Origin of the sequence: Micromonospora sp. WMMB482, from assembly GCF_019038635.1 — a bacterium.
In the GTDB taxonomy this organism is placed as follows: Bacteria; Actinomycetota; Actinomycetes; order Mycobacteriales; family Micromonosporaceae; genus Micromonospora; species Micromonospora marina.
In genome coordinates this window covers 1-8,243 of the sequence record NZ_JAHOPD010000014.1, presented here as the reverse complement: position 1 = coordinate 8,243, position 8,243 = coordinate 1, and the positions used below count along the sequence as shown (strand labels likewise).

The 8,243-nt window shown below is 71.9% G+C and carries 10 protein-coding genes and 2 pseudogenes; 4 read left to right on the top strand and 8 right to left on the bottom strand.

The window, feature by feature from the left end; genetic code table 11:
- Positions 1-47 precede the first annotated feature (47 nt).
- From KSK32_RS34825 to KSK32_RS00640, 3 genes are all read right to left on the bottom strand, one after another.
- Positions 48-197 carry a hypothetical protein gene (locus tag KSK32_RS34825; RefSeq protein WP_374226680.1) on the bottom strand — a complete coding sequence of 50 codons (150 nt, stop codon included), beginning with the start codon at positions 195-197 and terminating at the stop codon, positions 48-50.
- Between the two features lie 169 nt (positions 198-366).
- Entirely contained in the window at positions 367-681 is a 315-nt protein-coding gene (locus tag KSK32_RS34820) for a Sir2 family NAD-dependent protein deacetylase (protein ID WP_374226681.1), read from the bottom strand.
- 183 nt (positions 682-864) lie between these two features.
- Positions 865-1,152: a DUF1905 domain-containing protein gene (locus tag KSK32_RS00640; RefSeq protein WP_216927962.1), complete on the bottom strand. Its 288-nt coding sequence runs from the start codon at positions 1,150-1,152 to the stop codon at positions 865-867.
- A gap of 64 nt (positions 1,153-1,216) precedes the next feature.
- Here KSK32_RS00640 and KSK32_RS33035 point away from each other — a divergent pair.
- Together KSK32_RS33035 and metE are read left to right on the top strand one after the other, a co-directional pair.
- A pseudogene (locus KSK32_RS33035) lies at positions 1,217-1,672 on the top strand (hypothetical protein); the annotation flags it as partial.
- A 25-nt stretch (positions 1,673-1,697) separates the two neighbouring features.
- The gene (gene metE / locus KSK32_RS00630) at positions 1,698-3,041 is read left to right on the top strand and encodes a 5-methyltetrahydropteroyltriglutamate--homocysteine S-methyltransferase (RefSeq protein ID WP_308163608.1); all 1,344 of its coding nucleotides are present in this window, start codon (positions 1,698-1,700) and stop codon (positions 3,039-3,041) included.
- A 69-nt stretch (positions 3,042-3,110) separates the two neighbouring features.
- Here the strand turns inward: metE and KSK32_RS00625 are convergent, their stop codons facing one another.
- From KSK32_RS00625 to KSK32_RS00610, 4 genes are all read right to left on the bottom strand, one after another.
- Positions 3,111-4,271, bottom strand: coding sequence for an alkaline phosphatase PhoX (locus tag KSK32_RS00625; RefSeq protein WP_216927959.1), 1,161 nt, complete (start codon positions 4,269-4,271; stop codon positions 3,111-3,113).
- Positions 4,272-4,416: 145 nt separating this feature from the next.
- Positions 4,417-4,818, bottom strand: a complete 402-nt coding sequence (locus KSK32_RS00620; protein WP_216927958.1) for a mechanosensitive ion channel family protein — start codon at positions 4,816-4,818, stop codon at positions 4,417-4,419.
- Positions 4,791-5,351 (bottom strand): mechanosensitive ion channel family protein, encoded by a 561-nt coding sequence (locus KSK32_RS00615; protein WP_216927957.1) that lies wholly within the window; start codon positions 5,349-5,351, stop codon positions 4,791-4,793. The genes KSK32_RS00620 and KSK32_RS00615 overlap by 28 nt, the downstream gene beginning before the upstream one ends.
- A gap of 329 nt (positions 5,352-5,680) precedes the next feature.
- Positions 5,681-5,950, bottom strand: a complete 270-nt coding sequence (locus KSK32_RS00610) for a hypothetical protein (RefSeq protein WP_216927956.1) — start codon at positions 5,948-5,950, stop codon at positions 5,681-5,683.
- A gap of 119 nt (positions 5,951-6,069) precedes the next feature.
- Here KSK32_RS00610 and KSK32_RS00605 point away from each other — a divergent pair, with 119 nt between their 5' ends.
- Together KSK32_RS00605 and KSK32_RS00600 are read left to right on the top strand one after the other, a co-directional pair.
- Entirely contained in the window at positions 6,070-6,774 is a 705-nt protein-coding gene (locus tag KSK32_RS00605) for a hypothetical protein (RefSeq protein WP_216927955.1), read from the top strand.
- A 437-nt stretch (positions 6,775-7,211) separates the two neighbouring features.
- A complete protein-coding gene (locus KSK32_RS00600) occupies positions 7,212-7,616 on the top strand; it encodes a DUF305 domain-containing protein (RefSeq protein WP_254186888.1) in 405 nt (134 codons plus the stop codon).
- A gap of 215 nt (positions 7,617-7,831) precedes the next feature.
- Here KSK32_RS00600 and KSK32_RS00595 read toward each other — a convergent pair.
- Positions 7,832-8,243: pseudogene (locus KSK32_RS00595) on the bottom strand (hypothetical protein); the annotation flags it as partial.

The following is an 8,243-nucleotide window of genomic DNA, read 5'->3' as shown; positions in this document are numbered from 1 at the left end:
CGCGTTCGACAGGGCGGCGCCTGACGGGCGCGTCCGCCGCAGGCAGCTCAGTCGGCGGCGTCCGCGTCGGGCCAGGCGGCGCGGACGAGCGCGGGCAGCACCTCGCCGGCCGGGCCGCGCAGGTTCACCGCGCAGATCTCGTCCAGCGGCGTCGGCACCGGGTTCACCTGCACCACGCGGCCGAGACGGGCCGCCACGAGCGGATCTCGGCGGCCGGGTGCACGAGGGCAGAGGTGCGACGGTGAGCAGCAGGTCGCAGCCGGACGCCGCCTCGACGCCGCGTCCAGTGCGTCTCCGGCAGCGCCTCGCCGAACCACACCACCCCGGGCCGTACCGGCGCCCGGCATCCGGCGCAGGCGGGCGGGGTCAGCGGCCCGTCCGGCGGCTCCGGCTCGCCGGGCGGCACCGCGGATCGGAGGGCGGCGGCAGGTCGGACGGCAGCGGCAGGTCGGACGGCAACGGCGCGGGGCGGGCGCAGGCCGAGCAGCGGGGCGCGAACAGGCTGCCGTGCAGGCGTACCGGGGCGGGCACACCGCCGCGCTCGTGCAGGTCGTCGACGTTCTGGGTGATCACACCCGTCTCCGGCAGACGCGCCTGGATCGCGGCCACCGCCCGGTGCCCCGGATTCGGCAGCGCCCGGCGCACCCCGCGCCGGCGTGCCTCGTACCAGCCCCAGACCAGCGCCGGGTCGGCCCGGACGCGGCACGGGTCGCCAGCTCCTGCGGGTCGTACCGCCGCCAGAGCCCGGTCTGGGCGTCCCGGAACGTCGGCACGCGCTCTCGGCCGACATGCCCGCCCCGGTGAACACCACCGGCCGCCGCGCGGCGGCGAGCAGCCGGCCCGCCTCGGCCAGCTCCGGGCCGGTCACACGTCCACCGTCAGCCGCACGTCGACCCGGTCACCCAGCTCGATGCCCTCGGCCCGGCGCGCCGCGACCCGCAGCGGCACCACGTACCGGCGTCCTTCGGCCACAGCGACGTCCGCCAGTCCGGTGCCACCGATGCGGACCGTCACCGGGATCATCCCCCAGCCGTAGGTGACCGACGCCGAGGCCGCCTCGATCGCCGCGCTCTGCTCGTCGGGCACCGTGACGAAGTGGTACGGCGCCGGGCCGCGCCAGAACCACACCTCGCCGCTGAACGCCAGCTCCATCGGCTCAGGATAGGGGCCGGCACCGACAGGGCCGGAGTAGCCGCGAGGCGGCAACCGCACCCGGGTGGACGCCGGAGCGGGCGGGCGCTACAGGTTCATCGGCACGGGTCGGTGGCCAGCGCCGGTGCTGGTGGGGCCGGCCACGTTCCTGCTGCTGGCCAAGGGCGCCGACCCGTTCGCCCGCCTCGACGACCTCGTCGACACCTACGCGGAGATCCTCACCGCGCTCGCCGGAGCCGGCGTGCCGTGGGTGCAACTCGACGAGCCCGCCTACGTCGCCGACCGCTCCCCGGCCGAGATCGACGGCCTCCGCCGCGCCTACCGCCGCCTCGGCGACCTGGCGGACCGGCCGCGGATCTTCGTCGCCAGCTACTTCGGCCACCTGGGCGACGCCCTGCCCGCGCTGCTCGACACCCCGGTCGAGGCAGTCGGCGTCGACCTGGTCGCCGGGCGGGAGAACCTGGACCGGCTCGCCGCCGCCGGCCCGCTGGGCGGGAAGACTATCGTCGCCGGGCTGGTCGACGGCCGCAACGTCTGGCGTACGGATCTACGCGCCGCCATCGCCGCCGGGGCCACCGTCGCCGCGCTGGCCGACCACGTCTCGGTGTCCACGTCCTGCTCGCTGCTGCACGTACCCGTGGACCTGGCCGCCGAGACCCGCCTGGACCCGCGGCTGGCCGGCCGGCTGGCGTTCGCCCGCCAGAAGGTCGACGAGGTGGTCCTGCTCGGCCGCGCGCTGCGCGACGGCACGACGACCCTGCCCGCGCCGCTGCCGGCCGCACCGGCGTCGTGCGCCACGACGACATCCGCGGACGCCTCACCGCGCTACGCCCCGACGACCGGCAACGCGGCGACTACGCCCAGCGCGCCGACCGCCAGCAGCGCCGCCTCGGCCTGCCCGACCTGCCACCACCACGATCGGCTCGTTCCCCCAGACCGCCGAGCTGCGCGCGGCACGCGCCGCGCACCGGGCCGGCACCCTCGACGACGCCGGCTACACCGATCGGATGCGCACCGAGGTCGCCCACGTCATCCGGCTGCAGGAGGACCTGGGCCTGGACGTGCTCGTGCACGGCGAGCCGGAACGCAACGACATGGTCCAGTACTTCGGCGAGCAGCTCGACGGGTTCGCCGCCACGGACCACGGCTGGGTGCAGTCCTACGGCACCAGATGCGTGCGCCCGCCCGTCATCTTCGGTGACGTGGCCCGCCGGGCACCCATGACCGTCGCCTGGTCCACCTACGCCCAGTCGCTGACCGGCAAACCCGTCAAAGGCATGCTCACCGGCCCGGTCACCATCCTCGCCTGGTCCTTCGTCCGCGACGACCAGCCACTCGCCGACACCGCCGACCAGGTCGCCCTCGCCCTGCGCGACGAGTGCCGCGACCTGGAGACCGCCGGTATCCGCGTCATCCAGGTCGACGAACCCGCGCTAAGGGAGACCCTGCCGTTACGCCGCGACCAGCAGCAGACCTACCTCGACTGGGCGGTCGGCGCGTTCCGGCTGGCCACCAGCGGCGTCTCCGACGACACCCAGATCCACACCCACCTCTGCTACTCCGAGTTCGGCGAGGTCATCACCGCCATCGACGCCCTCGACGCCGACGTGACCAGCATCGAGGCGTCACGCTCCAAGATGGAGATCCTCGACGACCTCGCCGCGATCGGGTACCGGCGCGGTGTCGGACCCGGCGTCTGGGACATCCACTCCCCCCGCGTACCGCCCCACGACGAGGTCGTCGACGCGCTGCGCCGCGCCGTCGCCGCGGTCCCCGCCCGCCGGCTCTGGGTCAACCCCGACTGTGGCCTGAAGACCCGCACCTACCCCGAGGTCGAGGCGTCCCTGCGACACCTCGTCGCCGCCGCGGCCGAGGTACGGCAGGGCTGACAACGGCTCCGGGTGGCCGTCACGAACGGCCACCCGGGGCCCGTGCGGGTCAGCGCGGCCGGGAACCCGTCATCGGCGGAACGGACCGGTGACGCAGTAGGTGATGCCGCCGGAGGACGAGCCGGTCGTGCCGCGTTGCGACGAGAAGTACAGCCGGTCCCCGGCCGGGGTGAACGCCGGTCCCGTGATCTCCGAGCCGCTCTGCCCGGTGATCCGCAGGAAGACGGAGATCTTGTCGTCCGGCGTGATCATGCAGATCTCCATGTTGCCGCCGTCCTCGGCGACGTACAGGTCACCGGCCGTCGACCCGGTGATGTTGTCGACGCCGGTCAGCGGTGCGGCACCGGAGGTGACCAGGCTGTCGTCGTAGGCGAGCTCGTACGTACCGGCGGCCAGGTTGACCTGCCACACGCGGTTGTCGCCCTTCGTGGTGAACCAGACGGTGTCGTCCGCGTAGTGACAGCCCTCGCCACCGTTGAAGGTCTTCGCGCCGGACACCTGCCGCCGGGTCGGCGTGGGCGAGCCGTCCGGGTCGGGCACCGTGGCCCAGGTGAACGTGCCGGAGGTGGCCGTACCGGCGCGGAGGACCTGGAGGGTTCCGGCAGAGAGGTCGCCCCAGGTGGTCGGCACGAACCGGTAGAACTTGCCGTCGCTCTCGTCCTCGGTCAGGTAGACGACCCGGCGGACCGGGTCGGCCGCGGCCGCCTCGTGCTTGAACCGGCCCATCGCGGGACGCGCCACAGCGGTCCCGCCCAGCGGGTACGTCTCGAAGACCCGGCCCCGGGACACCTCCTCGCAGGAGAGCCAGGTGTTCCACGGCGTCTTCCCGCCGGCGCAGTTGTTGTTGGTGCCGGACAGGATCCGCGACGCCCCGACCACGGCACCGCTGGAGTTGAAGACGAGGCGTGAGGCGCCGCCGCCGGCACCGGCCGACACCTCGGAGTTCGACACGTAGATCCAGCCGGAGCCGTTCGGGAACACCGCGCCGCCGTCCGGAGCGTCGTGCCAGGTGTACGACGTCCCCGGCACCGTCTGCCGGGAACGCGCGACGATCGAACTGGTGAAGCCGGCCGGCAACTGGATGCCGTTGGCGTCGGCGGACCGAAGCCCGCCGTAGGGCCCAGCGGCGTTCTGCGCGGGTGCTCCGTACGCCGCCGACCACGCCGTGAACGGCAGGGCGACAGCGCCCGCACCGACAACAGTGGCCCGCAACATCGCTCGACGATCCATGGAACCTCCTCGGTAGGTTCCCAGATCTGATCGGGCCGAGCTTACGCACATCGATCCGTTGGATGAACGTCGATGGACGGTCCGGTGCGTGACGTCATGTCACCGCGCACCCGCAACGTTCGCGCGCCACGACCCCGTCAACGGGTCATCGGCGGTCACCCGGGGCCACGGCGACGGTTTCGGTTGCCTGAGGCGGGTGGATGGTGATGTCCTGCGTCACCGACGCCACCCGGATGCCACTGTCGGCGAAGCGGTCCAGCACCCGCCGGGTGACCTGATCCTTGACCTGGCGGGCGGCGCGTACCGGCACCACGAACCGGGCGGACAACTCGACCCAGTTGGGGGTGGCGCGGACGAAGACGCGGGGGTCGACCTCGGCGTCGCGCGTCGGCGACGGGTAGCGGCGGCGCATCTGCTCGATGGCGCGGCGCGCCTCGACCGTCGAGGAGATGCTCTCCGCCTCCTCGCACAGGATCCGCTCCGCCAGGTGCCAGTCCGCCTCGTACGGCACGGGCAGGGTCAGTTCCTCCCACAGATGATCCAGCACGGTGCTGCTGTTGAACACCGGCGCCGTGAACACGAAGCGGTTCGACAGGACACCACCCGCCCGGTGTACTGACGGCCGCGGATCCAGGATTCCGGGTCCGAGGAGGAGCCGCTCTCCAAGATCCGGGTACGCAGTGGGGTGATGTCAAGGACGTCACCGCGTACCCCGCACATCTGGATCCGGTCACCGACGCGGAACTGCCGGCCGGTGAGGATACTGATCCACCCGGCGAACGCGCCGATGACCTCCTGCATGGCCAGCGCGAGGCCGGCGGCGAGCAGACCGAAGACCACGGCGACCCGTCCGGCGAACGGCCGCCACAGCAGCGCCAGCGCGAAGAGCAGCGCCACTGCGGTCAGGTAGTGCACCGCCTTACGGAGGTAGTAACGATTGGTGGTGTCGGCCACCCGGTGGGTCGCCAGGCGCCCGGCGAGCATCGCGAGTACGACAGCCAGCACGATCAGGACGATGCTGGTCACGAGGCGACCGCTCACGCTGCTCGTGTCCCAGAGGGCCTCCAGGAACCGCTCCATGCTGCTCGTCCATCGTCCCGGCGGCGACCGGCCGACGCGAGCCCGTCGCGTCTCCTCCACCATAGGCATTCACGGACGGTGGCTCTCGGAAACCGCGATGCGAGGGGTTTGGGCAGCGTCCGTTTGCCGGGCACCGGCGGGATCACCACAAGCGCCGGGTAGCCGGCACCGCGACGCCGAGCAGACATCGGAGATCCTCGGGCTTCTTCCAGGAATTCTCCGGACCCACCCGTCCGGCCGGCTCGTACCGCGATCCCGGCGGTCTGCTCCGTGGCCGGCACTCGGACGCGCGATTCAGCGATGGCCTGACGGGTAGTCGCGGGCGTGACTCAACCGCCGCCGAAGCGGGGCAGCCCGGCGCCGCTGGTCGTGCTGGCTCGCCGGGCCCGGAACCTGGTTACCGGCACCCGGAGTCGGGCCAGCCGGGCGGGACGGTTGCGGCTACGCCAATTGGAGATCATCGCGCTGATCGCGGCGCAGGCCGGTCTGGCGGCGGCGCTGTCCTGGTGGCTGGCGTTCAGCCTGTTGGGCAACCCGAATCCGGTCTTCGCACCGACGGCAGCGGTCGGCACGATCGCCGCGGCGATCGGCCAGCGCACCGCCGTACGGTCGAGCTGCTGTTCGGGGTGGGCCTGGGCATCGCCATCGGCGACGGGCTGGTCCTGCTCATCGGCACGGCCCGTGGCAGACGGGTGTCATCGTCGCCCTGGCCATCGGGGTGGCCCTCGGACTCACCGGCCGGGGCGGCACCGTGGTCAGCCAGGTGGGTGGTACGGCGGTCCTGATCGCCACGCTCTCCTCCAGCCAACAGAACCTGGAACTGCCCAGGATCATCGACGCCGCGACCGGAAGCCTGGTGGGTCTGCTGGTGGTGGCGGTGCTGCTGCCACTGCACCCCATGCGCGTCATGCGCCGGGCGGCTTCACCGGTCTTCGACGCGCTCGCGGCGTACCTCCGGGAGACCGAGGCGGCGATACGGACGAGGGATCCGGACCGCGCGGTGCGGGCGACGGACGGCCTGCGTGCCATGGGACCGGACGTGGAGCGGCTCCGCGAGGCGCTCAGCGGCGCGGAGGAGGTGGTCACGGTCGCGCCGGCGAGGTGGCACTGGCGGCAGCACTACGAACGGTACGCCCACGGCGTCACGCACCTGATCCGCGTCATCGCCGACAGCCAGGACCTCGCCCGACGATCGGCGACGATGGTGGAGTACGGGGAGAAGATCACGGATCACCTCCCCGACGCCGTGGCGGCGCTCGCGGACGCCGTACAGCAGTTGCAGCGGGAGTACGGGCCGACAAGCCACACGAGCGAACCCGACGGCACGCCCTGCGGGCGGGCGACGAGGCGGGCCGGGCCGCCGGTGGCGGATTGCAGAACTCGCCGCCTCCGTCGCGACCCAGGTGCGGGTGACCGCCAGTGACCTGATGCGGGCCACCGGCTGCTCCGTGGACGAGGCGAATCAACAGGTACGGCAGGTGGCGCGACGGGGTGAGCGGGAAGGACGGATCCACTCGTCGTGAGGATCGGAGCGACCCGGCGGGCGCCGGAGTCGCTGGATAGGGCCGGGCGCTCCCGGAGCGCGTACCACCCGCCTGGAACTCCTCTGTGATCCGGCTCAGCCTGTGGACCGCGGCACTGGACATGAGTACGTCGCCGCGCGCCGCGCGCTCCCCCCCGGCGGCCGGCACGACGCCGTTGCCGGCCGGGAACCTCGCCGAACGGCACGGCCTGGTGCGACGTCCTGGCGCCGAGATCCTCCTCTTCTCGCTCGGCTCGGGCTCGGGGCCAACCGCCCCATAGGAAGCTTTTGCCGCTCAACTGACATTAATCTGGGCGAAAACCTAGAGGGAGCCGACCATGGCCGGAGGAAAAATGAGAAGCAACTACATCCGGTTCGGTTTGGTCCTGCTGATCAGCCTTGCGGTCATGTTCGTCCTCACACTCTCCCAGATCCGCAGGTGGTCGGACTTCTTTCTGAACTTGAGCAACTTCTACACGTCGGTGATCATGGTCGCCGTCATGGGTGTGATCATGATGGGCGTGATGCATCAGATGTTCACCGATCGACGTCTCAACATCGTGCTCTACGCCGTGCTGGGTGCCCTCTTCGTCGGTGGCTTCGCGGCGGTGCGCACGGAACCCTTCGTGGGCAACGAGAACTTCCTCAGGTCGATGATCACCCACCACTCCCGGGCGGTCCTCGTCTGCCAGGAGTCCGACATCACCGACCGGAGATCATCGACCTCTGCGACCAGATCGTGAAGTCACAGGAAGAGGAGATCACCCAGATGAAGCGGATCCTCCGCGACCGGTACTGACTTCCGCGCTCTCGGGACCGGGCCGCGGCGCGTACCCGCGCAAGCGCTGCTGGACCCGGCGGGTGCGGGCCGGACGGCGGGTGATCGACGTCGGCACCGAGCCGGGCACCGTCGCGGCGCTGGCGCCGGCTGGTCCGCTGCCGGGCGGGCGTACGACGGTCAGCGCGACAGCATCCGTCGGACCCGGCTGCCCACCGCCTGCTTGACCTGCTCGCGCAATGGCTGCGCGCGGCGTGCCTTGAGCTTCTGCTGCAGCGTCCGGTTCTCGTCCCGCAGCCACTGCATGCGCGCCAGCAGTTCCTCGGTGGTGTGGGCGGAGGCCGGCCGGACCGCCTGCGGGTAGACGGTTCGGCGGACCTGCTCGTCGAAGCGGGTGGCGCTGTCCCCGTCGGCGAACGACAGCCCGAGGTCGGCTTGGCGAGGAACACGCGGTGATCCGCGCGAAGCGCTTCCTTGTGACCCTCGTTCAGGGCCGTGTAGTCGGCTTCCTCGTAGAGTCGGGCGGCGTCGACGCGCCGGCGGCACGTCGCGCATCAAACCGGTGCGGGATGTCGAAGTATCGGGCCAGTTC

Bases quoted from the DNA above. Each gene is read 5' to 3' on its own strand.
- KSK32_RS00640 (WP_216927962.1), bottom strand. From the start codon at position 1,152: ATGGAGCTGGCGTTCAGCGGCGAGGTGTGGTTCTGGCGCGGCCCGGCG.
- KSK32_RS00625 (WP_216927959.1), bottom strand. From the start codon at position 4,271: ATGGATCGTCGAGCGATGTTGCGGGCCACTGTTGTCGGTGCGGGCGCT.
- KSK32_RS00615 (WP_216927957.1), bottom strand. From the start codon at position 5,351: ATGGAGCGGTTCCTGGAGGCCCTCTGGGACACGAGCAGCGTGAGCGGT.
- KSK32_RS00600 (WP_254186888.1), top strand. From the start codon at position 7,212: ATGGCCGGAGGAAAAATGAGAAGCAACTACATCCGGTTCGGTTTGGTC.